At 35.4% G+C, this 26,012-nt stretch carries 20 protein-coding genes; 12 read left to right on the top strand and 8 right to left on the bottom strand.

The window, feature by feature from the left end; genetic code table 11:
• Window positions 1-3 precede the first annotated feature (3 nt).
• The 5 genes from PBT91_RS07575 to PBT91_RS07555 all read left to right on the top strand — a co-directional run bounded on the left by PBT91_RS07575 (window position 4) and on the right by PBT91_RS07555 (window position 10,507).
• Window positions 4-1,545, top strand: coding sequence for a RagB/SusD family nutrient uptake outer membrane protein (locus tag PBT91_RS07575; RefSeq protein ID WP_270061175.1), 1,542 nt, complete (start codon window positions 4-6; stop codon window positions 1,543-1,545).
• A 108-nt stretch (window positions 1,546-1,653) separates the two neighbouring features.
• On the top strand, window positions 1,654-4,998 hold the full coding sequence (locus tag PBT91_RS07570) for a VCBS repeat-containing protein (protein ID WP_270061174.1): 3,345 nt from the start codon (window positions 1,654-1,656) through the stop codon (window positions 4,996-4,998).
• Window positions 4,998-8,267: a VCBS repeat-containing protein gene (locus tag PBT91_RS07565; RefSeq protein ID WP_270061173.1), complete on the top strand. Its 3,270-nt coding sequence runs from the start codon at window positions 4,998-5,000 to the stop codon at window positions 8,265-8,267. The genes PBT91_RS07570 and PBT91_RS07565 overlap by 1 nt, the downstream gene beginning before the upstream one ends.
• Window positions 8,268-8,269: 2 nt before the next feature.
• Window positions 8,270-9,610 (top strand): vanadium-dependent haloperoxidase, encoded by a 1,341-nt coding sequence (locus PBT91_RS07560; protein ID WP_270061172.1) that lies wholly within the window; start codon window positions 8,270-8,272, stop codon window positions 9,608-9,610.
• A gap of 3 nt (window positions 9,611-9,613) precedes the next feature.
• Window positions 9,614-10,507, top strand: coding sequence for a hypothetical protein (locus PBT91_RS07555; protein WP_270061171.1), 894 nt, complete (start codon window positions 9,614-9,616; stop codon window positions 10,505-10,507).
• A gap of 248 nt (window positions 10,508-10,755) precedes the next feature.
• Here PBT91_RS07555 and PBT91_RS07550 read toward each other — a convergent pair whose 3' ends face one another.
• Window positions 10,756-11,409, bottom strand: a complete 654-nt coding sequence (locus PBT91_RS07550; RefSeq protein ID WP_270061170.1) for a gluconate 2-dehydrogenase subunit 3 family protein — start codon at window positions 11,407-11,409, stop codon at window positions 10,756-10,758.
• Window positions 11,410-11,418: 9 nt separating this feature from the next.
• Window positions 11,419-13,125 carry a GMC oxidoreductase gene (locus PBT91_RS07545; RefSeq protein WP_270061169.1) on the bottom strand — a complete coding sequence of 569 codons (1,707 nt, stop codon included), beginning with the start codon at window positions 13,123-13,125 and terminating at the stop codon, window positions 11,419-11,421.
• A gap of 148 nt (window positions 13,126-13,273) precedes the next feature.
• Here PBT91_RS07545 and PBT91_RS07540 point away from each other — a divergent pair, with 148 nt between their 5' ends.
• The 7 genes from PBT91_RS07540 (at window position 13,274) to PBT91_RS07510 (ending at window position 20,016) form a co-directional block, all read left to right on the top strand.
• Window positions 13,274-14,275: a sugar phosphate isomerase/epimerase family protein gene (locus PBT91_RS07540; protein WP_270061168.1), complete on the top strand. Its 1,002-nt coding sequence runs from the start codon at window positions 13,274-13,276 to the stop codon at window positions 14,273-14,275.
• 14 nt (window positions 14,276-14,289) lie between these two features.
• Window positions 14,290-15,516 (top strand): nucleoside permease, encoded by a 1,227-nt coding sequence (locus PBT91_RS07535; RefSeq protein WP_270061167.1) that lies wholly within the window; start codon window positions 14,290-14,292, stop codon window positions 15,514-15,516.
• 15 nt (window positions 15,517-15,531) lie between these two features.
• The gene (locus PBT91_RS07530) at window positions 15,532-16,671 is read left to right on the top strand and encodes a Gfo/Idh/MocA family protein (protein ID WP_270061166.1); all 1,140 of its coding nucleotides are present in this window, start codon (window positions 15,532-15,534) and stop codon (window positions 16,669-16,671) included.
• Between the two features lie 18 nt (window positions 16,672-16,689).
• Window positions 16,690-17,742: a sugar phosphate isomerase/epimerase family protein gene (locus PBT91_RS07525; RefSeq protein ID WP_270061165.1), complete on the top strand. Its 1,053-nt coding sequence runs from the start codon at window positions 16,690-16,692 to the stop codon at window positions 17,740-17,742.
• Between the two features lie 224 nt (window positions 17,743-17,966).
• Window positions 17,967-18,578 carry a superoxide dismutase family protein gene (locus PBT91_RS07520; RefSeq protein ID WP_270061164.1) on the top strand — a complete coding sequence of 204 codons (612 nt, stop codon included), beginning with the start codon at window positions 17,967-17,969 and terminating at the stop codon, window positions 18,576-18,578.
• 101 nt (window positions 18,579-18,679) lie between these two features.
• The gene (locus PBT91_RS07515; protein WP_270061163.1) at window positions 18,680-19,210 is read left to right on the top strand and encodes an RNA polymerase sigma factor; all 531 of its coding nucleotides are present in this window, start codon (window positions 18,680-18,682) and stop codon (window positions 19,208-19,210) included.
• Entirely contained in the window at window positions 19,210-20,016 is an 807-nt protein-coding gene (locus PBT91_RS07510) for an anti-sigma factor (RefSeq protein WP_270061162.1), read from the top strand. The genes PBT91_RS07515 and PBT91_RS07510 overlap by 1 nt, the downstream gene beginning before the upstream one ends.
• Window positions 20,017-20,291: 275 nt before the next feature.
• On the opposite strand, the gene PBT91_RS07505 is transcribed toward PBT91_RS07510, so the two are convergent.
• The 6 genes from PBT91_RS07505 to PBT91_RS07480 form a co-directional block, all read right to left on the bottom strand.
• Window positions 20,292-21,044 (bottom strand): LytR/AlgR family response regulator transcription factor, encoded by a 753-nt coding sequence (locus tag PBT91_RS07505; protein ID WP_270061161.1) that lies wholly within the window; start codon window positions 21,042-21,044, stop codon window positions 20,292-20,294.
• A 9-nt stretch (window positions 21,045-21,053) separates the two neighbouring features.
• A complete protein-coding gene (locus PBT91_RS07500) occupies window positions 21,054-21,350 on the bottom strand; it encodes a 2TM domain-containing protein (protein WP_270061160.1) in 297 nt (98 codons plus the stop codon).
• A 15-nt stretch (window positions 21,351-21,365) separates the two neighbouring features.
• A complete protein-coding gene (locus PBT91_RS07495; RefSeq protein WP_270061159.1) occupies window positions 21,366-21,638 on the bottom strand; it encodes a 2TM domain-containing protein in 273 nt (90 codons plus the stop codon).
• 8 nt (window positions 21,639-21,646) lie between these two features.
• Window positions 21,647-22,984, bottom strand: coding sequence for a 2TM domain-containing protein (locus PBT91_RS07490; protein ID WP_270061158.1), 1,338 nt, complete (start codon window positions 22,982-22,984; stop codon window positions 21,647-21,649).
• A gap of 59 nt (window positions 22,985-23,043) precedes the next feature.
• Entirely contained in the window at window positions 23,044-23,661 is a 618-nt protein-coding gene (locus tag PBT91_RS07485; RefSeq protein ID WP_270061157.1) for a hypothetical protein, read from the bottom strand.
• A 100-nt stretch (window positions 23,662-23,761) separates the two neighbouring features.
• Complete coding sequence (locus PBT91_RS07480; protein WP_270061156.1) at window positions 23,762-25,912, bottom strand: TonB-dependent receptor; 2,151 nt, start codon at window positions 25,910-25,912, stop codon at window positions 23,762-23,764.
• Between the last annotated feature and the right edge of the window lie 100 nt (window positions 25,913-26,012).

Raw genomic sequence — 26,012 nt, 5'->3', positions numbered from 1 at the left:
ATTATGAAAAATAGATTTATAAAACTTTCAATACTCTTAGGAGCACTGGGATCTTTTACCGCGTGTACAGACCTGGAGTTAGAAGACACAGATTCTGTATCGCGGGTGCAGACTACTGGAGACTTTACTGGTGTTTCTGATGTTGCTGGATCTTTAAGTAACGCCTACAATAGCCTTCGAGCAAATGTAGAGACCCATGAAAATTTATACGGACTTAATGAAGGTACTTCAGACGAGCTATTAATTCCTACCAGAGGAACTGACTGGGGCGATAACGGGGTTTGGAGAACCTTACACCAGCATACGTGGGATGCGAACCACAACTTTGTTCTAAATACATGGAACGAATTTAACTCTGCTATATTCAATCTCACTGAAATAATTGCTCCAGAGAGCGACGCAAATGCACAACAAATCGCAGAAGCAAAATTCTTAAGAGCTTTTCATATGTACTGGATAATGGATCTTTACGGACAGGTCCCTTTTAGAGAAGTTGATGAAGGTCCAGATGTAAATCCTCGAGTAATGACAAGAAGTGAAGCTTTTGAATTTGTTATGCAGGACCTTAACGAAGCTATGCCAAATTTACCAAGTATAGGACCTGGTAATGGTACAGTACAGGCTTCTAAATCAGCCGCTCATTATTTATTGGCTAAATTATACCTTAATAAGCATATTTATTTAGCGACGGCATCTGCTGAAGCGGCAGACATGACAGCGGTTATAGATCACGTTGATGCCATTATAGGCGAAGGATTTGAACTTCAGGAAGGTTTCTTTGAAATTTTTGAACCTTCAGATGATACAGAGACCATTCTTTATACAACTTCTAGTGCCGGAAACCGAATGTGGTCTACACTCCATTATGCGCAAGGAACAGATGATAATGCCGCTGGTGGATGGAATGGGTTCTCAACTTTAGCAGAATTCTACGATCTATTTGAAGGTGATGAAAACATAAATACTCCCGGATCTGGACAGGAAGAAAGACGTGGTTACGTACCTTTAAATGGCAATTCGACTGGTACTTATATAGGCAAAGGTTTTCTTATAAATCAGCAATATGCTGCCGATGGTAGCGAGCTTACGGATAGAGCTGGTAATCCATTAGTTTTTACCAAAGATCTCCCAGGACTTTTAGGAAACAACGAAAGAAATGGAATTCGTGTACTTAAATATCATCCTTCAAATGGCGCTTATACTGGTCATGTAGTGGTATTTAGGTTTGCAGATGCTTATTTAATGAAAGCCGAAGCCATTATGCGAGGTGGTTCCAGCTCTGAAGATGCGTTAACTATGGTGAATAATTTACGTGCCATTAGACAGGCAACACCGTTACCTTCATTAACCGAGCAGGATATGCTAGATGAGCGTGGACGTGAGTTATATACAGAATACTGGAGAAGACAGGACCAAATTAGATTTGGAACTTTTACTTCTACTTGGGAGTTTAAAGACAATACTGAAGAATTTAGAGTGCTTTTCCCTATTCCTTCTGTGGCTCTAACTTCAAATCCAAATTTAACGCAGAATCCGGGATATTAGGATAAGTCAGGCTTTTCAAGAGACTTAAGAGGCGCCCTAACGTCACTTAAGTCTCTTTTACTTAGCGTTTAACGTCTCTTAAAACTTATTTAATAAGCTTACCCCAATATGAATAATTCATCATCAATTTCAAACTTAGCTAAGATAATTCTTATAGGATTGCTCTTTCCCTTAATCTATTCCTGTAATAAAACTTCAGAAAATAAAAAAAAAGAACCAAAAGATGTTCTTTTTACTCTAATGCCAGCAGATTCTACAGGTATTTCTTTTATCAATCAGGTAAGAAACGAAAAAGAATTCAATATTTTCAGATATCGTAATTTCTATAACGGTGCCGGTGTTGGTATAGGTGATATTAATAATGATGGTCTTCCTGATGTTTATCTTACTTCGAACATGGGAAAAAACAAGCTTTATTTAAATCAGGGAAACTTTAAATTTAAAGATATTTCTGAATCTTCAGGAACGCAAGGAATCAGATCATGGTCTACCGGGGTTACCATAGTAGATATTAATGGTGACGGTCTATTAGACATTTATGTATCTAACGCTGGCAACATCTCAGGTGACGATCGCCGTAATGAACTTTTTATCAATAATGATGATCTTACATTCAGTGAAGTTGCATCAGAATATAATTTAGATGAAAACGGCTTCACTACTCACGCTGCATTTTTTGATTACGAACTGGATGGCGATCTCGATGTCTATATCCTGAACAATAGCTTTATCCCTGTATCCAGTCTTGGATACAACAACAAAAGAGAACTCCGCGGTAAAGATTGGAATCTACCTGAAGTTTTTAAAGGCGGTGGAGATAAACTCTTACGAAACGATAATGGAAAATTTGCCGATGTTAGCGAAGAAGCTGGCATCTATGGAAGTCTTATTGGGTTTGGCCTTGGGGTAACTATTGGTGACGTTAATGGTGATATGCTCCCGGATATTTACGTATCTAACGATTTTTATGAGCGTGATTATCTGTACATTAATAATGGTGATGGCACCTTTATCGAAGATATCAAAAATCAGATGGCGCACTTAAGTTTGTCTTCCATGGGAGCCGATATGGCAGATATTAACAACGACGGTTTACCCGAAATTTTTGTAACCGATATGCTCCCAGAAAATGATGAACGCTTAAAAAACACCAGCGAATTTGAACGCTTTGATCTTTATAAATTAAAAGAAGATCGTGATTTTTACCATCAGTACATGCAAAATAGCCTTCAGCTAAATAATGGAAATAATAGCTTTTCTGAGATTGCTTTTTATAGCGGTGTGGCGCAGACCGATTGGAGCTGGAGCGCTCTTATCTTCGATATGGACAATGATGGTTATAAAGATATTTTTGTGAGCAATGGCATCTATCACGATCTTACCAACCAGGATTTTATGGATTTCTTTGCTAATGATATTCTTCAGGATATGGTAATTACAGGGAAAAAAAAAGAATTCGATTCTATTCTGAATAAAATGCCAAGTACCCTTATTGCTAATTATGTTTTTAAAAATAATGCAGACTTAAGTTTTTCCGATACTACAGAAGATTGGGGATTTAGCACACCAAGTTTCTCCAATGGCTCGGCCTATGGCGACTTGGATAACGATGGTGATCTAGATCTTATCGTGAATAATGTAAACATGGAATTATTTGTTTATCGTAACGAAACTGATAAAAAACATGATCACAACTGGACTAAAATTCAGCTTAAAGGAAACGATAAAAACACCTTTGCCATTGGCAGTAAAGTGACAATTTATACCGAAGACGATCAATTAACACAACAGCTTATTCCTACTCGTGGTTTTCAATCTTCAGCAGATTACAACCTCACTTTTGGATTGGGAACACACCAAAAGATCGATTCAATTCGGGTAATCTGGCCAAATAAAACTGCTTCAATAAAGACTAACATTAACATTAATGAACTTGTTATTTTCGATCAGGAGGAAGCTGAAGAATTTAGTCTTCCCAAGATTGAATCCAGCCAATATTTTAAAGAAATCGATACAGATTTTACCGCACATAAAGAAGACAACTATATAGATTACGATTACGAAGGCTTGATAAATAAAATGCTTTCTCGCGAAGGTCCCGCAATCGCTGTGGCTGATGTAAATAACGACGGAAATGATGATTTTTACGTGGCCGGAGCTAGAAATGAGTCAGGTGTACTTTATATTCAGCAAACTAGCGGTAAATTTTTAAAAAATATTTTAGATGAAACCGAAGAATCAAAGATTTTTGAAGAGACCGGTGCCATTTTCAAAGATATTGATAATGATGGTTTTAAAGATCTAATTTTAATTGCTGGCGGAAATAATATTTATGCTGAAAAAGAACAATATGAAACCCGAATTTATTTGAATGACGGGAAAGGCAATTTCAGTAAAAGTGATTCAGAATTACCAATCAATGATCAAAATGCGGCCGTTATCGCCGCAAATGATTTTGATAAAGATGGAAAAATCGATCTATTTATTGGATATCGAAGCGTTCCTGGAGTTTACGGAATAAACCCAAGCCATCAACTATTAAAAAATAAAGGCAATGGCAAGTTTACTTCTTTAGACACTTCAAATTTAGATAATCTGGGGATGATCACCGATGCATCCTGGGCAGATATCGATAATGATGGAAAAGCTGAATTGATTGTAATCGGCGATTGGATGGCTCCTACAATTTTTAAAATTCAGGTTAAAAAATTAAGTCCAATAAGCTCAAATCTTAGCGAATATGCCGGAGCGTGGAATAGTATGAAAATTGCAGATCTTAACAAAGATGGTCTACCAGATCTAATTTTGGGAAATCGTGGGACTAATTCTTTTTACAACGCCAGTAAAAAAGATCCGGTGAAAGTTTACATCAGCGATTTTGATCATAATGGGACGACCGAGCAAATTTTTACCCGAACAATAAACGAAAAAGATGTTCCTATTCATTTAAGACGAGAACTTTCTGGACAGATTTCTTCAGTAAAAAAACAAAACCTAAAATTCGCTGAGTATGCGACAAAATCTATAGATCAGTTATTTTCAAAAGATGTTTTAGATGAAGCATTGGTTAAAGAAATTACCGGTTTTAAAAGTATTATCGCGATAAATAAAGGCGATGGAAATTTTGAAGTTCAGGAGATGCCAGCGCAGGCTCAGTTTAGTTCTATCCACGCCATCGAAACCATGGATATAAATAATGATGGTAATCTGGATATTATTATTGCCGGAAATGATTACGATCTTAAACCGCAATTTTCCAGATTAGATGCAAATTATGGATTGGTTTTAATGAACGATGGAAATGGCAACTTTAAAGCTGAAACTTCAGAAAAAACGGGCTTATTTTTTAAAGGTCAGGTTCGGGATCTAAAAATAATTCAAAATAAAAAAGGTGAAAAGTGCCTATTGGTTGGAATCAACGACGAGAAACCGCAATTGTACAAACTTCAGTAATGAAAAATCTTTGCTACATATTGATTTTTGCTGTTTTAGCGGCCTGTTCTAAGAGCGAAAAAGAAGTTCAGGAAACCGCCACTCCTCCCCTATTTAAAGAATTAGACGCTGAAATCACCAATCTCGATTTCAGCAACACACTTACTGAAACCGATAGTCTTAATATTTTAGATTACCTGTATTATTACAATGGTGGCGGCGTGGCGATTGGTGATATCAACAACGATAGTTTGCCCGATATTTTTCTTACAGGAAATCAGGTTCCCAATAAATTATTTTTGAACAAAGGAAACCTGAAATTTGAAGATATTACTGAAACTGCCGGAGTTGCTGGCAATTCAGATTGGAATACGGGTGTTGCAATCGTCGATGTTAATGGCGACGGCTTTCTCGATATTTATGTTTGTGCGGTGGTGGGTATTAATGGATTAAAAGGAAAAAATGAACTTTTTATCAATAATGGTGATGGAACTTTTACTGAAAAAGCTTCAGAATATGGTTTAGATTTTCAGAATTATAGTACCAACGCAGCTTTTTTTGATTATGATAATGACGGCGATCTTGATCTATATTTACTGAATCATGCGGTGCATACCGTGAACACCTACGGACCTGCTGAAATCAGAGAAAAACGAAGCAAAAAAAGCGGCGATAAATTTTTGAGAAACGATGGCGGTCATTTTACCGATGTTAGCGAAGAAGCCGGAATTTTCGGTGGGCCAAATGGTTACGGATTAGGTATTGCGACAGCCGATTTTAATAATAACGGTTTTACAGATATTTATATTAGTAACGATTTTCACGAAGATGATTTTTATTACCTGAATAATGGCGACGGAAGGTTTACTGAAAGTTTAAAATCTAAATTTGGGCATACCAGCAGATTCTCGATGGGCAGCGATGCGGCTGATGTAAATAATGATGGATTTTTAGATATTCTAACTTTAGATATGCTGCCTGATGATGAAAAAATAATCAAAGCGAGCATGGGCGACGATTCTCCAGATATTCATAAAATGAAAAGTGAACGCCTGCATTATCACGAGCAGTTTAGCCGAAATATGCTGCAAATAAATCAGGGTGGTGAGTACTTTCAGGATCTGGGATTAATTAGCGGATTGGCCGCTACAGATTGGAGCTGGAGCGCTCTATTTGCAGATTATGATCTGGATGGACATCAGGATGTTTTTATTTCTACCGGAATTCCAAAACGTCCAAACGACTATGATTATATAAAATACGTTTCGAATAATCAGATTCAAAAAGAGCTAAGTAAGGGAAACAAAATCGATAAAAAAGCGATCGAAATGATGCCTTCTGGCGCGGTTGCTAACCGAATTTTTAAAGGGAATAAAAATCTGCATTTTAAAGATCATTCTGGCAAGTGGATATCCAAAGATAGTATTATGAGTACCGGCTCGGCTTATGCAGATCTGGATAACGACGGCGATCTTGATATTATCGTCAACAATATCAATGCACCGGCGCGAATTTATGAAAATCGTATTACTGAAAATAATAAGAATTTTATAAAAATAAAACTGCAGTATAAAAACCCAAATATCCAGGCGATTGGCAGTAAAGCTATTGCTTATCAAAATGGTAACCGACAGGTAAAGCAATTATTTACCACACGCGGATTTCAATCAGCTTCTGAAGCTTTGTTGCATTTTGGTTTTGAGCATTCAAAAAATATAGATTCTCTTTTAATTATATGGCCCGATAATTCAATTCAAAAATTATCGAATATCGCTTTGGGACAAACGCTTTACATAAACCAAGCTGAAAATCTTAAAAAAGTAAATTATGCCCATTTGTTTCCGAAGAAAAAAGCCTGGTTTACGAAAGTAGATTCTTTACCCGGTTTAGATTATGAGCATAAAGAAAATCGCTATCAGGATTTTGATCGCCAAAAATTGATTCCGTATCAAATTTCAGATCGCGGTCCCGCGGTGGTGGTAAAAGATATCAATGGCGATGGGAAAGATGACATCTTCTTCGGAAGTGCGAAATTTGCTCAATCGGCTGTATATTTTCAAACTAAAAATGGTTTCGAAAAACAAACAATTTCGGTTTTAGCGAATGATATTCGTTCAGAAGATATTTCCGCAGTGATCGAAGATTTTGACAATAATGGTGAGAATGATTTGTTGGTAGTTTCTGGTGGCGGAGAATATTACAGTGAAAACAAAGCTTTATTGGACAGATTATACCTTCAGAAAAATAGAAACTTCAGCAAAAACAATTTTCCTGAGTATTTTGAAAATGGAAGCATTGTAAAAGCAGCCGATTATGATAATGACGGTGATTTAGACATTTTTATTGGCTGCGCAGCGGTTTCTAACGATTTTGGTAAAATTCCGCAGTCATTTTTATTAAAAAATGAGAATGGAAATTTCAGCATTGATAAAGAAAATAAACTTGGCGAGATAGGAATGGTTACCGATGCGATCTGGACCGATTTTAATAATGATGGGCAAATCGATCTTATTGTAATTGGCGAATGGATGGCACCAAAATTCTTCGAAAATCAAAATGGAAAGTTTAAACCGTATAAAATTGAAGCTGGTTTAAAGGGATTATGGCAAAGTATCGCTGCGTTTGATATCGATGGCGATGGCGACAAAGATTACCTTTTGGGAAACTGGGGATTAAATATAAAACTGGTTGCAAACAGGGAAAATCCGCTTAAAATGTATTATCTTGATTTTGATAAGAATGGAAGCACCGAGACTATTCTCGCCCAGGAGAAAAATGGTAAATATTATCCTGTAAATGGTTTAGATATGTTGGTAGGACAATTGTCTTATCTGCGCAAAAAGTTCCCTAATTATAAAAGTTTTGCAGGAAAAACGATCGAGGAGATCTTTGATGCGGAAAAGCTGGAAAAGGCTGAAATCTTAAAGGTTGAAACATTGGCTTCAGGATATCTTTTAAATGATGATGGAAACTTTAGTTTTAAAGCATTTGAAAATCCATTGCAAATTTCGCCAATAACAGCATTTTTAAAGCACGATTTTAATAAAGACGGTAAAACCGAAATGTTGATTGGCGGTAATTATTTTGGAACTATACCATACCACGGAAAATTCGATCAATTTGCCGGCATTATTCTGCAATCTGTCGACTCTTATATCGAAGCTAAAGACCTTGGTATTAATTTTACGCAAAAAGCGGTAATTAGTATTGATATTTTAAATTTTAAAGATCACGAATATTTGCTGGTCACTTACAACAATAATAAACCAGAAGTTTATAAAATTAACTAAGCATGAGAAAAGCACTAATATTTCTATTAAGTATTGCGATTCTTAGCAGCTGCGCAGATGATAAGAACACCAATGTTGAAGCTATAAATATTAGTGCTTCAGATTATCACGCCTCTCTAGACCAGATCACCAATATTATGGTGCATGATATTTTCTCGCCTCCGGTAGCAAGCCGAATTTATTCTTATGCTAACCTCGCTGCTTATGAGATCGTAGCACAACATAATCCTAATTTTGAATCGCTTACAAAAACTATAAACGCAGAAATTTCTATCCCTGTCTTAGATACCAACAAAGCGATCGATTACAGAATGGCAGCCTTGATCGCTCAGTTAGAGATTGGTAAAACGCTTATTTTTTCTGAAGCTGAAATTACCAATTACAGTGACAGCTTATTTGTAAGCTGGAAAGAAAATAACGAAGAAATATTTAAAAATTCTAAAACCTACGGAATGCAGGTGGCTGATGCTTTTAAGAAATGGATTGATAAAGACAATTATAAAGAAACGCGTACAATGCCTAAATTTTCAGTAAATACTGAAGATGTTTCGCGTTGGCAACCTACTCCCCCAACCTATATGGATGGGATTGAGCCACATTGGATGAAAATTAGGCCGTTTACTTTAGATTCGGCTTCACAATTTAAACCAGAACCTCCTCCCGAATTTTCTATGGAAGAAGGATCTGATTTTTATAAAGAATTGATGGAGGTTTACGAAGTACGGAACCAAATGGATGAAACTGGTAACAAATCTGAAGAGATGGCTATCGCTAAGTTTTGGGATTGTAATCCTTATGTTTCCACGCAGCGTGGGCACTTAATGTTTGCAACAAAAAAAATAACTCCCGGTGGTCACTGGATTGGTATTACAAAAATTGCCAGTCAAAAAGCAAATCTCGATTTCGATAACACCATTTATGCTTATACGGTAACAAGCATGGGAATCGCAGATGCTTTTATTAGTTGTTGGGACGAAAAATACCGTAGCAATTTGGTTCGGCCAGAAACGATGATTAATAAATTTATCGACGACCAGTGGAAACCGGTTTTACAAACTCCGCCATTCCCTGAGTACACCAGTGGACATTCTGTGGTAAGTGGAGCTTCAGCAGAAATATTAACGCAACTATTTGGTAATCAATTTCAGTTTTCAGATAACACTGAAGTCCGCTATGGTTTACCGGAAAGAGAGTACACTTCGTTTAGAAATGCAGCGCAAGAAGCGGCTCTAAGCAGGCTTTATGGCGGCATCCATTATCGTGCAGCAATCGAAAATGGATTAGACCAGGGAATCGATCTTGGAAAGCATGTTGTAAAAACTCTCAACGTAAAAGCACTTTAATCAATGAAGAAATTACTTTTGGGATTATTAATCGTAGGCTTAGTTGGAAGTTCTATTTGGTATTTTGCCGTAAAACCCTACGATTATAGCATCGCCTTTACCACTAATACTCCAAGCGGTATTATTTATGAAAAAATACAATATTGGAAATATGATCATTTTAATAATTCTGAAATCGTTGAGGAAAAATTGAATGAAAGTGTAACTCATAATTTCGATTTTGAAGATAAATCCTTGCTAATCGATTGGAATATTATACCTATAAATGACTCGGTAAATCAAGTAAAAGCAGTTGTAAATCATCCTGGAAATCTAATTTCTAATCGGCTTGCTTTACTAAACGGAAAAAATCAAGAACAGGACAGTCTCAAAGCTGAACTCGAAATTCTGAGGAAATCTTTAGAAGGCGACAAAACCAATTACAGTATCGAAATCTTGGGCAAAGCAAAAGCACCAAAAACATATTGTGCTTGTATGAGTTTAAAAGGCCCACTACAGCAAAAAGCTATGCTTATGATGACTAATATTGGTTATTTATCAGATTATGTTTTAAAACACGATCTAAAAATGCCGGCAAAACCAAGAGTTTTAGTTAAAAGTTGGGATAAAGAAACCAATGAAATTAAGTTTGATTTTTGTTTTCCGATCGTAAACAAAGAAGGTTTACCAGAAACCGACAAAATCAAGTTAAAAACGCTACCATCTTTTAATTCGATGCATGTGGTGTTTAACGGGAATTATCTTTTTACACATTATGGTTGGTATAAACTTCAGGATTATGCAAAATTCAAGGAACTCAATTTAAGCGAACAAGTTTTAGAAATTTTTAATCATAATCCTGAAATGGGAGGAAATTCTATCGACTGGAAAACTGATATTTTCACCTTGATGAGATAATTATAAAAATCAGCTAGAAAGATTAAATTATTGCTTTGTTAGTGTATTTTTTTAGACTTTAGAATTATAAACAATTTCTTTCTTTAGGAAAGATTAAAATCTAAATGTAATAAAAAAGCTGTCTCTTTTTAAAAAACAGCTTTTTCAGGATAATTAGTAATTAGATCAATTTATATGAAAAATTGAATTCTTAAAGTCTAATCCCAATTTCCACTTATAATCTATTTTAAATTAAAGTAATTTGAATTTTAAAGGGACATTGCTTTACCACCACCTAGCTCTTCTACAGGACCACAAGGAATATATTTTCCCGGGATTGGGTCATACCAAAGTACGTTTTCACCAATCTGCTCGCTAGTTTGCCACGCCCAGATTCCCATATCTCTTACAGTTTCTAAATATGCCAGAGCACCAGAATCGTGATTCATTTCTAATTCTTCCTCTGGATCTTTATCCTGTGGATCTTGAGTTTCAGTAGTTCGTTTTGGCCTAAAACTTTCTTTTTCTTCAGAAGTCGCTTTTAAATATTTAGCTATTATTTGATCGTATTCTTCTGCAGTTCCATTTCCCGGATTTTTATCAAATTGTTTTTCAAAAGCACTGGCAAAAGCATCAGCAGATTTTTTAAAATCTTTCTGTTGGGATTCCGGAGCCACTTCATTCATGTAAGAATCGATAAATTCAGCTATATTTAATTCACTTGCACCAGCGGTATCTGTCTTAGGCAAAATAATTTCCAAAACTTCTTTCAGAATAAATCCATTAGATGCAGTTAAATATATAGGCTGCCAGTCGTAAGAAGGTTCGCTTTTACAACTTTGCAGTAAGCTTAAAGTACTGGGGCCAACGACCATCACTCCAGCTCCCAATCCTATATTTCTTAAGGCCTGTCTTCTATTCATGATCTTTGTTTATGCGTTAGACGAATTTTTGAAGTTTTTGGAAGCATGATCTGCAGCTCTGGCAGTCATGGCCATATATGTTAATGATGGGTTTTGGCAGCCAGAAGAAGTCATAAATGCACCATCGGTTACATAAACATTTTTGACATTATGTATCTGGTTATTTCCGTTTAAAACAGAAGTTTTAGGATCACGGCCCATTCTTGCTGTACCCATTTCATGAATTCCTAAGCCTGGAGCTCCTAAATTATCATAGGGAGAAATATCATAACACCCCGATTTTTCCAACATGGCGACAGCTTGCTCTTTCATGTCTTTGCGCATTTTAAGTTCGTTATCTTTAAATTCCGCATCGAAAGTTATCGTAGGGATTCCCCACTTATCAAGCTTATCGTAATTTAATGTCATTTTATTTTCGTGATAGGGCAAACATTCACCAAAAGCACCAAGGCCCATCGTCCATCCTCCCGGTTTGGTAATTGCTTCTTTCATTTTTTGACCATAACCAAATTCTGCAATGGTTTCTTGCCAATTATTACGACTTGCACCTCCCTGGTAACCATAGCCTCTACTAAAACCTAATCCTTCATTATCTTTTAGGTTTCGAAAACGCGGAAGGTAAATTCCGTTTGGTTTTCTGCCCTTGTAATAAGAATCTTTAAAACCATCAAATTTTCCTGATGCTCCTACCTGAAAATGGTGATCCATAATATTGTGTCCTAACTCTCCACTATCATTTCCTAAACCATCAGGAAATCTATCAGATCTGGATTGCATTAGGATACTGGTAGAAGCCATCGACGAGGCACAAAGAAAAATTACATTGGCCTTAAATTCCATTTCCTCTTTAGTTTCAGTATCTATTACTTTAACCCCGGTCGCTTCCTTGGTATCTGGATCGTATAAAACCTCACTAACAATAGAATAAGGTCTTAATGTCATATTATTGGTTCTGCTTGCTGCCGGTAAAGTTGAAGAAGGGCTACTAAAGTAACCTCCGTAAGGACATCCTCTAATACAGCGGTTTCTAAATTGGCAATTAGATCGGCCTTCAAATTTTTTATCTCCGGTAATATGTGCCACCCGGCCTGCAGTTAAAACGCGACCTTCAAAATTTTCTGCAATTCGATCTCTTACATGTTCCTCTAAACAATTTAAATCCATAGGAGGTAAAAAATTACCATCTGGTAACTGACTTAAACCTTCTTTGCGACCACTTACTCCAATGTAAGATTCTACGTAATCATACCAGGGAGCAATATCTTTATAACGAATAGGCCAATCTACACCAATACCCTCCTTTTTATTTGCTTCAAAATCCAAATCGCTTAAGCGATAACTATGACGCCCCCACATTATTGATCTACCTCCAACATGGTAACCACGCATCCAATCGAATCTTTTGGTTTCGTTATAAGGATGATCTATATCATCCACAAACCAATGTGCACTTGCTTTATTTGTGGAATAACCAGTACGAGCTTGCTTCTGTTGGCGTGCAACTTCTTCTCGTGTTTGCTGACCTTTAAATTTGTAATCCCAGGGATCATCATTCATCGTAGGATAGTCTTTTACATGTTCTATCATACGACCTCTTTCCAACACCAAGGTCTTAAAGCCCTTCTCACACAACTCTTTAGCAGCCCAACCTCCACTAATTCCTGTACCCACCACTATAGCATCGTAGGTTTCGTTTTGATAATAACTTTTGCTCACGATAATGTTATTGGTTAATAATCTGATAATCGAATCTTCTCAAATATATAAATTATTGATTAAAATTTCACATATTTAAAAAAAACAATAAATTTATGACTGAAATAAAATAAATATCATAATTTTCAATACTATATTAACAGAATTTATGAACAGTCAAATTTCCAAATTTCAAATAATTCTTTTGGGGGTATTTATATTCAATTTATCACTACTATCTTGTAAAAATAAAGGAGCAAAAAATAAAGATGAAATCTCTACACCTATTGATTCTACTGTAAACAATAAACCTTTCTTTAAACTGAGTTTAGCTCAGTGGTCGTTGGAAAAGCCAATTCATAGTGGCGAATTAGATCCGGTTGATTTTGCTGAAAAAGCAAATCGATTAGGATTTGATGGTATTGAATATGTAAACCAACTTTATTTCAGCAAATATCGTGATGCTAAAGATCCAGAAGCTGCTTTCACCAAGCTTTTAGACACTTTAAAATCAAAAAGTGAGCAATTTGATATTAAAAATGTGCTGATAATGGTCGATGGTGAAGGAGATTTAGCAGCGATAGAAGATGAAAAAAGAGAAGAAGCCATCCAAAATCATAAAAGATGGGTAGATGCAGCTCAAATTTTGGGTTGTCATGCGATTAGAGTAAATTTATTTGGAAGCAATCAAGAAGCAGCCTGGAAGACGAACGCTGTAAAGGGCTTAACCAAATTATCTGAATATGCTGCAACTAAAGGTATAAATGTATTGGTCGAAAATCATGGTGGTTTGTCCAGCAACGCTAAACTTCTAACCGAAGTTATGGAAGAAGTAGATCTTCCTAATTGTGGAACACTGCCCGATTTTGGCAATTTTTGTCTTCGTAGAAAAAACGGTGAAATGTGGGGTGCAGAATGTGTGGAGGAATACCCTACTTATCAAGGAATTGAAGAAATGATGCCTTACGCAAAGGCCGTTAGCGCTAAAACTTACGAGTTTGATGAAAATGGTAAAGAAACAACATTGGATATTGGCCGAATCTTGAAAATAGTAAAAGACGCTGGTTATAATGGTTGGATTGGTGTAGAATATGAAGGCACTGGTTTGGCACCAGAAGAAGGTATTTTAAAAACTAAAGAACTATTACTCAAAGAAGCTGAAAAACTTTAAACGAACTACACGCTATGAAGAAACTTGTAAGATTTCAATTATCCCTAATGATGTTTTTAGAATTTTTTATCTGGGGCGGGTGGTTTGTAACTCTGGGAACATTTTTGGCCGATAACTTAAGCGCAACGGGAGCAGAAACTGCAATGGCATTTTCTACACAATCTTGGGGAGCCATAGTTGCTCCTTTTATTATTGGATTAATTGCCGACAGATTTTTTAATGCTGAACGAATTTTGGGTATGCTTCATATAATGGGGGCTGTATTGATGTATTTGATGTATAGCTCGGTAGATTTTGGAAGTTTTTATCCCTATGTACTCAGCTATATGATTCTATATATGCCAACTTTGGCTTTGGTAAATTCTATTTCATTTGCGCAAATGAAAGATCCGTCTAAAGAATTCTCTAATATTAGAGTATTTGGAACTATTGGTTGGATTATTTCTGGAGTGGTAATCAGTACAGTTTTTGCATGGGACGCCCCGGAAGCAAGAGCTGAAGGTATGCTAAAATATACATTCTTAATGGTAGCGATTGCATCAACTATTTTAGGACTTTTTAGCTTTAGTTTACCTAAAACTCCGCCTTCTGGTAAAGGAGAAGAAATTACGATCAAAGACATTTTGGGTTTAGAAGCCATAGGTTTACTTAAAAATCGAAACTTTTTTATGTTCTTTTTATCTTCAATATTAATCTGTATTCCTCTAGCATTTTATTATCAAAATGCTAATCCATTTTTAGCTGAAGTTGGTATGGCAGCTCCTACGGTAAAAATGGCAATTGGGCAGGTGTCTGAAGCCTTATTCTTATTGTTGATTCCTTTCTTCTTTAAAAGATACGGTTTTAAAATAACCCTTATTGCAGGAATGCTAGCATGGACGATTCGATACTTACTTTTCGCTTATGGAAACGCAGATGAAAAAATTATAATGCTCTATTTAGGAATTGCATTACATGGAATTTGTTATGATTTCTTCTTTGTATCGGGACAAATTTATACCGACTCTAAGGCCGGTCCAAAAATTAAAAGTGCCGCTCAAGGATTAATCACTCTGGCTACTTATGGTGTTGGTATGTTGATAGGATTTTGGGTAGCAGGACAAATTAGTGATATGTATCTTAATGCAGATGGCAGCCATGACTGGACAAATATCTGGATCGTGCCAGCTGGTTTTGCCTTTGTGGTAATGATCATTTTTTCTATCTTCTTCCGCAATGAAAAAGTTGAATATTCAGAATAAAATTTAAAAAATAGAATGGGAAAGAAAATAAAACTAGGCATCCTTGGTGGTGGTAGTGATTCATTAATTGGCGTATTGCACCGTGTTGCCTCTTCAATGTTCGATATGTTTGAAGTTGTAGGTGGTGCTTTCAATACAGATTTCGATGAAAGTAAAAGATTCGCTGAAGATCTTGGTATTGGTACAGATCGCATTTACTCAAATTTGGAGGATCTTATAGCACAAGAAAACAAATTACCAGAAGAGGATAGAATACAGGTCGTTTCAGTACTTACCCCAAACTTTCTCCATTTTCCTATGGCAAAACAGCTCGTGGAAGGTGGATTTCACGTGATCTGTGAAAAACCAATGACCACGACTTTGAAAAAAGCTCAAATTCTTAAAGAAGTTACAGATAAAGCAGGGAAAGTTTTTGCTGTCACTTATACGTATACTGGCTACCCAATGGTGCGCCAAATGCGAGAAATGATCACCTCAGGAAAGCTTGGCAAAATTCAGAAGATCGATGTTCAGTACTATCAGGGATGGATCAATCCTATCATCCATGATAAAGAACAGCGTAATAACATTTGGCGCTTAGATCCAGAAAAATCTGGAATCAGTTGCTGTATTGGTGACATTGGTACACATGCTTACGATATGATCGAATATGTTACTGGTATGGAGGTTAAAAAGATCCTTGCAGATCTCAATTACCTGTACGAGGATAATTCAATGGATATCGATGGTACAGTTCTATTACGATTTGAAGATCAAATTAAGGGAGTGCTTAGAGCAAGCCAGATCGCTACCGGCGAAGAAAATAACTTTACGGTAAAAGTGTATGGTGATAAAGCTGGTATTAAATGGGAACAGGAAAATCCTAATTATCTATATTTTTTAGAAGAAAATAAGCCATTACAAGTTCTAAAACCGGGACATGCTTACAACAGTGACTTTTCTTTAGGAGCAACCAAATTACCACCGGGACATCCTGAAGGAATTTTCGATTCTATGGGAAATATTTATCACGGTGTTGCTAAAGCTATTTTAGGTGAAAAAATTTTTGATGGCGAATATCCAACGATTAACGATGGTTTACGCGGAATGAATTTTATCGAAAAAGCAGTAGAAAGCCATAAAAATGGTAATGTTTGGGTAAACATAGATAATTAACCTTCAAAAAACTAACTAATGAAAACTATAAAAGGACCTGCGGTTTATTTAGCTCAATTTATGGATTCTAAAGCTCCATTTAATAGCTTAGACGGTCTTTGTAAATGGGCAGCAGATTTAGGATATAAAGGAATACAAATCCCAACTTGGGAGTCAGCTTTGATCGATCTTAATAAAGCCGGAGAAAGTAAAACTTATTGCGATGAGCTTAAGGGGAAAGTGGAATCTTATGGATTAGAAATCACCGAACTTTGTACACATCTACAGGGACAACTAGTTGCTGTACATCCGGCCTACGACATTATGTTCGATAATTTTGCTCCAGATGAATATAAAGGTAATCCAAAAGCCAGAACGCAATGGGCAGTAGAACAACTTAAAAGTGCCGCGAAAGCCAGTAGGAATTTTGGTTTAGATGTGCACGGTACATTTAGTGGCTCGCTTTTATGGCATACCGCCCACCCATGGCCACAAAGACCAGATGGTCTTGTAGAACTTGGATTTAAAGAGTTAGCAAATCGCTGGTTACCTATCCTGGATACTTTTGATGAAAACGGAGTGGATCTTTGTTACGAAATCCATCCTGGTGAAGATCTCCACGACGGCGACACATTCGAACGCTTTTTAGCTGAAACCAATAATCATAAAAGAGTAAATCTTCTTTACGATCCAAGTCACTTTGTTCTTCAGCAATTAGATTATTTAACCTATATCGATCACTATCATGAATTCATCAAAATGTTTCATGTGAAAGATGCAGAGTTTAATCCTACCGGAAAAAAAGGAAGTTTTGGTGGTTATAACGATTGGGTAAACCGCGCAGGTAGATATCGCCACCCCGGCGATGGGCAGGTAGATTTTAAAACTATTTTCTCTAAATTAACTCAATATGGATGCGATATTTGGGCGGTAATGGAATGGGAATGCTGTATAAAATCACCAGAACAAGGAGCTAAAGAAGGAGCTCCTTTTATACAAAAACATATTATTGAAGCTACTCAGAAAAAATTTGACGATTTTGCAGGATCCGAAATCGATCAAAATCGCTTGAAATCCATTTTAGGAATTTAATAAATTTCAATTAAACATAAGCAGTAATAAGAAGATCGTTAATAGTTTTAATTGCGTTAATTTTACAACAGTTAACTCTAAACATTTTGTATTATTAATTTCTAAACAAATGATGAATGCAGGTGAATATTGAACCTTCGCAATGTTAAGCTATACTTAAATCTTTGCGAAAGCACTATATTCAAAGTACTTTAGTACCTATAATCACAAAACCAATCATTATTATGAAACGTATTAGCTTATCGCTACTATTCTGCGCTTCACTTTTTATTACTAGTTGTAAAAACGAGAAAAAAGATAACGAAGAAGTAGAAGTAGATGATCAAAACACAGAAATGACTTCTGAAATGGACGAAGATAACGATGCTGATTCTTCTGAGAAAAAAGAAGTTATGGTAACATTAGAGCCTAAAAGTGATAGCGATCTTTCCGGAGAAGTGACTTTTACTGAAGAAAACGGTGAAGTAACTATGGAAGCAACTATCATGGGACTTTCAGAAGGTAAACATGCAATCCATATTCACCAAAAAGCCGACTGTTCTGCAGCAGATGGAACTTCAGCAGGCGGACACTGGAATCCTACTAACGAGCCTCATGGTAAATGGGGATCTGAAGAAGGATACCACAAAGGAGATATTGGAAACTTTGAGGTAGATTCTAGCGGAAAAGGAACAATTACAGTAACTACAGATGAGTGGTGTATAGGATGTGGAGATGATACTAAAGATATTCTAGGAAAAGCAATTATCGTACATGATGGTGTGGACGATTTTACTTCTCAACCTTCAGGTGCCGCTGGTACTCGTGTAGGATGTGGAGTTATTGAGATGAAATAATTTTAGTAGAAATACTACAATATTTTAAATAAAAGCAGCTATTCATATAGCTGCTTTTATTTTTTTATATATTTTTAAAGAAACTAACCACATTCAGATTTATGCAGCAGGATGAGCTTATTCTTGAGTTACAAAAAGGGAATCAAAAAGCCTTTGAGCGTATTTACCAGCTCTACTCAGAAAGTACTTATGGAATAATTTTTAGTATTATCGGTGAAAAAGATGTTGCCGAAGAAGTTTTACAGGATGTATTCATGAAAATATGGGAAAATGCAGCCTCTTACGATTCTAGTAAAGGCCGTTTTTTCACTTGGGTACTAAACATTGCAAGAAATGCATCTATAGATAAAATACGGTCAAAAAGCTTTAAAAATAAACGACAAAACCTAGCTGCAGATAATTTCGTAAATATATTAGAATCAAAAACTAATTTTAGTGCTACTATAGACGCTATAGGATTGAAAAAATATATTGAAGTTCTAAAGCCAGTTTGTAAAAAATTAATCGACCTATTATTCTTCAAAGGATATACTCAAAAAGAAACCGCTGAAGAATTGGAAATGCCCCTGGGAACTGTAAAAACCAGAAATAGAGCCTGTATAAATAAATTAAGAGAAATTGTAGGAAACTAATGGCTGAGATCGAAGAATATATATCATCTGGAATTCTGGAACTTTATGTTTACGGCGCACTTACAGACCAAGAAAGTCGAGAAGTAACGGCGGTATTAAAAGAATACCCTGAAGTAGAAAAAGAAGTTGAAGAAATTGAAGATGCCTTACAAAAATTAGCCGCCGGTATTGCACCATACAGTCCGGAAGCGCTATTGTCGACCTTAAAATCTAAATTATCTTCACGTACTCCAGTAAGGCAATTAAGCCCTGAAAGTAGCCAACGCACAAGATGGGTTAATTATATAGGATGGGCCGCAAGTTTAGTATTCTTGATCGGACTATTCTTTTTATTCCAACAAAATAGTGAACTTAGAAAATCTTTAACTGAAGCTGAAACGAAAAACAGTATTATTGAACAGCAAATCGCAGATATACGTGACGAAGCTGAAAATACCAAACAAATTTTAGCAGCAATAAGAGATAATAATATCTCGAGAATACCATTACAGGGCCAGGAAGGTTTTTCTGATGCTTACGCAACTGTGTATTGGAACGATATAGATAATACTGCATATATTGATGCTAAAGGTTTACCAGAACCTCCAAGGGGTAAGGTTTATCAGGTTTGGTCTTTAACAATGCAACCGCTCACTCCTACCAGTTTAGGATTATTAGATGATTTTGCTAGCGATGAAAATAAAATCTTTAGTCTACAAAATGTAAATCAATCTGAAGCCTTTGGTATTACGCTAGAGCCAGAAGGTGGCAGTGAAACGCCAACCATGGATCAATTATATGTTTTAGGGACAGTTGCTGCTCCTTAAGATTGTATTTAATTTTATAAAATTAAAAAGCCCGGCAATTGCCGGGCTTTTTTCATAGGTGTTTATCATTCTTTTCAGACAAACTGAAAGGCTTGCCGAAGCAAGCCTTTCATTCTAACCAACCAAAAAAAATCAAAAACTCAAACCAAAAATTCGACCAAAAAAAATGATTCAAGCCTGAGAAGCATTTCTCACTTTGCTTCTCATTTATATTTACGTATAAAAAACCATAGCGGTTTTTAAAAGTTTGATTTTTAACATTTAAGAAGCATTTATTAAGAAATCCAATTCTTGAAATCCTTAACGCGCTCTCTACTTACAATCATTTGAAATTCATTGAAGTTCGTAAGTTTCAGTTCTAACCTCGAATTTGTGTACGAGATAATATCTTTAATAGCTTTTAATTGAACAATACACTTTCTATTAATTCTGAAAAACAGCTTGGGATTTAGCTCTTTTTCAAGTTGTTCTAGGGACAAATCCATTAAATAAGATCTACCCTCTTTATTGTGAATATAAGTTGCTTTATTTTCAGAATAAAAACAAACTACTTCCTCTATATCTATAATTTTTAGATGCTGCCCAACCTGAATAGTGAATCTGGATTTGTAATTATCAGAGGAAGATAAACTAAGCAGATTTCTAAAATCATCTACATTTAGTTTGACCGATTTAGATTGAAATGTATTTTCAAATTTATCAATTGCTTCATCTAATTCTTCATCATCAATCGGTTTCAGTAAATAGTCTACACTATTAAGTTTAAATGCTTTAAGCGCATATTCGTCGTAAGCGGTGGTAAAAATAATAGCACTTTTCACCTTTACGGCTTCAAAAATTTCAAACGATAATCCGTCACTAAGCTGTATATCCAAAAATATAAGATCTGGATGCTCATTTTCAGAAAACCAAGAAATGCCTTCAGCTACAGAATGCAGCATAACTTCTACTTCTAAGCCTTTTTTATTCAGTAAACGATTTAACCGTCGTGCGGCCGGCTTCTCATCTTCTACGATAACTATTTTCATTTATGTAATTTATTCCCAACGCTGCTGTTCACGTTCTTTATTCATGTATTCATTGATCTTGCGCTCTTCCCAATCTTTATTGAACATTGGATTTTTGTCAAAAGCTTTCAGATAATCGAAAGCCAAACCTATTCCCCATCCAAATAAAACCCACAAAAACCAAGGATATTGTAGATCGATAGTGTACCAATTTACACCGAATAAAAAGAGATTTACTAGGATGAACACCATTAAGTGTGTATAAAAATCTTTTATCTTTTTTACCTTTTTACGTGCTTCTATATATTTTTCTTCTGAATTTTGCATGATCTATAATTATCTTTATTTATCCAATATTTCTTTCATTTTGCGTTCTTCCCAGCCCTTCCTTAAAAACGGATTTTTATCAAATGCTTGCATATAATCAAAAGCTAAACCTATGCTCCAACCAAAAGTTCCCCATAAAACCTCCGGAAATTCGATGTAGTTTTCGTAATAGTTTAAACTTAAAAAAACAATATTAAAGAGAATAAAGGATATCGCATGAGCATAGAACTTTTTAATATTTCTCATTTTTTCCCGCGCCGAAAGATATTTTTCTTCTGAATTTCTCATCGCGTATTTTAATCTTCTTTATTCATTATTTCTCTAATCTTACGCTCTTCCCACTTTCTTCCTAAAAATGGACTATAATTAAAGGCTGAAAGACCATGAAAGAGAAGTCCCAGTCCCCAACCTAAAGCCGGAAATAACACCCAGAAAAAATCTGTAGTCAAATAATTGAAAACCGCTAAAACAGGAATTATAATACAATATGAAGTTAAGTTCCCATAAAAATCTTTTTCTTTTTTAACCTGCTCTTTAGCGTTTAAATAATCTTTATTTTCTAGTTCTAAACTTTTCATATTTTCAGTTTTAATGATTGGTTTTTGATTAGTTTTTTTAGTTAATAATGGAAGACGTACCATAAATTCATCCTCAGTTTTAATGATCTCCATGGTTCTTTCGGTAAGTAAATTATAGCGTTCCTTAATATTTGCGAGACCAACACCGCTACCATTTCTTAAAATTTCTTTTGGCTGAAGGTTGTTTTTAACTACCAAAATTTTATCTGCCTCGTAAATAGTAATCACCAATGGAGAATCTGGGGTGATCTTGTTGTGTTTTACGGTATTTTCTAATAATAATTGAAGAGAAAGCGGAACCACCTTAGCCTCAGGATTCGTTAATTTTTCAGGAAAATTATAGATAATAGAATCCTCAAACCGCATCTTCAATAGATTCATATACACATTGGCGAATTTCAGCTCTTCTTCTATTGTGACCAATTCCTTACTTTTTTGCTCTAAAACGTAGCGATAGACTTTGGAAAGAGAACCGGTGAATTTCTGTGCCTTTTCTGGATCTTCATCAATCAAAGAGCTTAGCACATTTAAGCTGTTAAATAAAAAATGAGGATCTAGTTGGTTTTTAAGCGCATCGAATCTTGAGGTTGCTGTACCCGCTATAATTTTTTGCTCCTTCATTTTTTCTTCCTGTCGCGCCCTAAAAAGATAAATCAAATGAAAAAACAGGGTTATTGCGGTACTAAACAAAAGAGGGAATAAATAATATCTTAATTTTTCTTCGCTAACAAACTGGGCTATTGTTTTTGTGGGCACAAGCCACACAAGATGTATTAACCTACACAAAAAATAAGCAACAAGTGTAACTATAATGGCACCTAAGGCCGAATAGAATATTCGCCTTGTTCCTGCATTTTCCCAACCAACATATTTTTCAAAAAGATCGGCATACAAAACATTAACGATAGTGATCGATACACTATAAAAAACCATCACTCCCCAGTTTTTTATATCTCGAAAAAAATCGATATCAAAATCATTAAATATTAAGTTAATAACAAAAACCAGAATACATACAACAATACTGATCTTGAAAATTTTAAGTAAACTTTGCATAAGCGAAATGTTATGATTCTAAAAATACTATAAATTTTAATTACACTCTATCTGATTTATTACTGGCAACTTTTCAAAGCTTTTATAGCCTGATCTTTTCCCCAGTTCGGGTAAAATGGTGTATCGTTTTCAAATTCTTCAAAAAGGACGATAGAAGTCTCAATATCTTTGCAAATCGGTGCAAGATCGTTTCCAAAGAATTTTGCGCTCCCCATGGCAAATTGCGCTTTTTCAAACTTCACCCGTGGATTGTTTGGCTCAAATTTTTCAGCTTTTGCATAAATTTCATTGATTTTCGGCATATATTTTTGTCCGTTAATCATGGGATTTTGAGTAATTTTCACCGTATAAATCAATGCTTCCAACACTAATAACTCTGCGTTTTCTTCAGTTTTTAATAGCGCAGATTGTAATGCACCTTCCGCCTTTTTAAGTTGAGCTTCAACTTTCTTCTTGTCCTTGGTATTAAATGCTTCCGTAATATTCACCAGTCCTAAATAATAATCTGGTAACCAGTTTTCTTTTTCAGCACTGGCTATACGTTCAAAAAGAGCGCTAGCTGTTTCTACATTTCCTTCCTCCCAATGCTGCATGCCTTTTTGCATCGCCTCCTCGTATGTCTGTGCCGAGATAACTTCTGCAGCCGTAATTAATAATAGGATAATAAGTGTTTTCATGTTTATGATTGATTTTATTTGTAGTGTAAAATTGAATAAATACAGTTGTACTTTAAAGAATAGATTACTGAACCGTCAAAACTTTATACTGAATTGTATTTTAAAGTTGATCTAGCTGATTTCGATTTTTATTATCACTAATCGTCCAAAAGAAACCAACAAAGAAAAAGCGATCTGCCGTAGGTCTAACCGCAGTAGCTGCGTATCTGCCAGACGCATTTGGATAATCTGAATACTCGTATCCAAAAATATTTTCGGTTCCTAAAACATTCGAAATGGACACGTATAAAATTTGTTGTTTGCTTACTAAATATGCCCAATTAAAATTTAAACTATGATAAAATTTCGTTTTTGCAGCCATAAAATTTGAAGTATTAGGATCATTATACGGTCTGCCTGAATTGAAATTATATGTAAATCCTACCTGACTTCTTAAAGATTGAATCCAATATTTACTTACGATCGATAGGTTATGATTCGCTACAAAATTAGGAGTAACCTGCGTTGGATAGTTTCGATATCTTCTTTCTGAATCTATAAAAGAATAAGAAATCCAATAATCTAAATTTTTAAAATGTTCATCTCGCCAAAAAATATCGATGCCTTTGGCATAACCTGAACCCGAATTGCTAAAGTTGGAATTGTAGGTAATTTCTTTGCCAGTATAAGTTAGTAAGTCACGATATTTTTTAAAATAAGCTTCAGCTCTTAATGTTTTTGAAGCTTTAGAATATTGGTAATTAAGAATATAATGCGTTGCTTTTTGCTGAAATAAATCTTGATTGAATTTTAAATATTCTTGAGAGGTCTGCTGCTTAAAACTTCCAAAAGCAGTTGAAATTTGTTGATTTTCATCGAGTTTATATGCTAAAGATATTCGCGGACTAGCAAAAATCTCTTCTGCCAAAGCATCTTGTGTTGCTCTAACTCCAACTTTAGCTGCAAGATTTTGTGTAAAGTAAACATCCGCTTCAGAAAATACTGAAAATAATCCTGAAGTATAATTAGGATTATAATTCCCGTCTTCGGAAAAATATGATTGATCGAAGTCGGTATTAAAATATTCAACTCCAAAATTGAGTTTAATCTTATCGGAAAACTTTTTGCTGAGCTTGGCCTTTAAATGAAAACTATTCTCTATATCATCTATAGCTTCCGTATCCAAATCAATTTCGTTTTGGCTGTTTCCGTAACTTATTCCGCTAAATAAATGCCACTTATTTCCTAGGGAATGATCGTAAGTAGAATTGAGATAAAAATTATAATTTTTCAAATTCACTTGACGGCGAGTGCCGTCTTTTGGCTGATTTACATTGAAAGAAGTGTAATCATATGCGGTGTAAACTTTTAATAGGCCATTTTTTAACTGATTTCTATAAACTACTTCTCCCGCAATGGATTGGAATGCTTTATCGAATGTAATATTTTGATCGATTAGTGATTGATAAGGTCCTAAATTGGTATAATTGGCATTTAAAGTAATCGAGCTTTTTTCCCAATTTTTAGTCTTGCCTATACCTAAACCTAAACTCATAAAACTAAGCTCAGTATTATCTTCTTCGGCTTCATCCTGGGTGTCCATCACTAAAATACTGGAGAGGGCGTTACCATATTCTGCACTGTAGCCACCCGTAGAAAACGACATTCCTTTAAATAAATAAGGTGAAAATCGTCCTCTGGAAGGCACATTTTGGACTGATGCATTATAAGGTTGCGCCACACGCAAACCGTCTACAAATGTTTGTGTTTCTGTAGCATCGCCACCTCGAACAAATAAGCGCCCATTTTCCCCAACGCTTTGCGTGCCGGGAAGTGTCTCTAGCGCCGCGATGATATTCCCAACACTCCCAGCAGTTGTAACAATGTCCAAAGGTTTTAAGACGGAAGCTTCTGAAGTGCTTCCTGCTTCAAAATTTCCTGCATTGATCATCACAGCTCCCAAAGCATCAAACTTTTCTTTAAGCTGAATTTGTAAGTTTTTGAGGCTATTAATTTCTGCTGAAATCTCTTTAGTTTCAAAAGAAAGAAAGGAGATAACTAATGTTTGGATTCCGGTTTCTTCTGAAGTGAAATTAAAACGACCATTTTCATCTGAAATAGCTCCGTCGTAAGTTCCTTTTAGATAAATATTAGCTCCTGCAATTGGTTGCTCTTTTTTATCGGTCACCACACCAGAAATTTCCTGTTGTGCAAATGACGATTTCGTGATAAAAATAAAGACGAATAGAAAAAGGTAGTACTTGAAGTTCATTTTTGATTGATTTTATACTTCAAAAATGCTTCAGATACATCCATTACCGTAAAAAAGAAAACTGAACTGTAATTTTTTAGCGACCAATTGAAAAAACAAA

The organism is Zunongwangia sp. HGR-M22, assembly GCF_027594425.1.
Taxonomy (GTDB): domain Bacteria; phylum Bacteroidota; class Bacteroidia; order Flavobacteriales; family Flavobacteriaceae; genus Zunongwangia.
The sequence above is the reverse complement of the archived record's forward strand: the minus strand, read 5'-3'. Positions and strand labels throughout refer to the sequence as shown.

What these genes read in the sequence shown, in the direction of transcription:
- PBT91_RS07575 (WP_270061175.1), top strand. Translation starts at nt 4, where the DNA reads ATGAAAAATAGATTTATAAAACTTTCAATACTCTTAGGAGCACTGGGA.
- PBT91_RS07560 (WP_270061172.1), top strand. Translation starts at nt 8,270, where the DNA reads ATGAGAAAAGCACTAATATTTCTATTAAGTATTGCGATTCTTAGCAGC.
- PBT91_RS07540 (WP_270061168.1), top strand. Translation starts at nt 13,274, where the DNA reads ATGAACAGTCAAATTTCCAAATTTCAAATAATTCTTTTGGGGGTATTT.
- PBT91_RS07495 (WP_270061159.1), bottom strand. Translation starts at nt 21,638, where the DNA reads ATGAGAAATTCAGAAGAAAAATATCTTTCGGCGCGGGAAAAAATGAGA.
- PBT91_RS07565 (WP_270061173.1), top strand. Translation starts at nt 4,998, where the DNA reads ATGAAAAATCTTTGCTACATATTGATTTTTGCTGTTTTAGCGGCCTGT.
- PBT91_RS07490 (WP_270061158.1), bottom strand. Translation starts at nt 22,984, where the DNA reads ATGCAAAGTTTACTTAAAATTTTCAAGATCAGTATTGTTGTATGTATT.
- PBT91_RS07535 (WP_270061167.1), top strand. Translation starts at nt 14,290, where the DNA reads ATGAAGAAACTTGTAAGATTTCAATTATCCCTAATGATGTTTTTAGAA.
- PBT91_RS07510 (WP_270061162.1), top strand. Translation starts at nt 19,210, where the DNA reads ATGGCTGAGATCGAAGAATATATATCATCTGGAATTCTGGAACTTTAT.
- PBT91_RS07520 (WP_270061164.1), top strand. Translation starts at nt 17,967, where the DNA reads ATGAAACGTATTAGCTTATCGCTACTATTCTGCGCTTCACTTTTTATT.
- PBT91_RS07485 (WP_270061157.1), bottom strand. Translation starts at nt 23,661, where the DNA reads ATGAAAACACTTATTATCCTATTATTAATTACGGCTGCAGAAGTTATC.
- PBT91_RS07550 (WP_270061170.1), bottom strand. Translation starts at nt 11,409, where the DNA reads ATGAATAGAAGACAGGCCTTAAGAAATATAGGATTGGGAGCTGGAGTG.
- PBT91_RS07505 (WP_270061161.1), bottom strand. Translation starts at nt 21,044, where the DNA reads ATGAAAATAGTTATCGTAGAAGATGAGAAGCCGGCCGCACGACGGTTA.
- PBT91_RS07515 (WP_270061163.1), top strand. Translation starts at nt 18,680, where the DNA reads ATGCAGCAGGATGAGCTTATTCTTGAGTTACAAAAAGGGAATCAAAAA.
- PBT91_RS07530 (WP_270061166.1), top strand. Translation starts at nt 15,532, where the DNA reads ATGGGAAAGAAAATAAAACTAGGCATCCTTGGTGGTGGTAGTGATTCA.
- PBT91_RS07500 (WP_270061160.1), bottom strand. Translation starts at nt 21,350, where the DNA reads ATGCAAAATTCAGAAGAAAAATATATAGAAGCACGTAAAAAGGTAAAA.
- PBT91_RS07570 (WP_270061174.1), top strand. Translation starts at nt 1,654, where the DNA reads ATGAATAATTCATCATCAATTTCAAACTTAGCTAAGATAATTCTTATA.
- PBT91_RS07525 (WP_270061165.1), top strand. Translation starts at nt 16,690, where the DNA reads ATGAAAACTATAAAAGGACCTGCGGTTTATTTAGCTCAATTTATGGAT.
- PBT91_RS07480 (WP_270061156.1), bottom strand. Translation starts at nt 25,912, where the DNA reads ATGAACTTCAAGTACTACCTTTTTCTATTCGTCTTTATTTTTATCACG.
- PBT91_RS07555 (WP_270061171.1), top strand. Translation starts at nt 9,614, where the DNA reads ATGAAGAAATTACTTTTGGGATTATTAATCGTAGGCTTAGTTGGAAGT.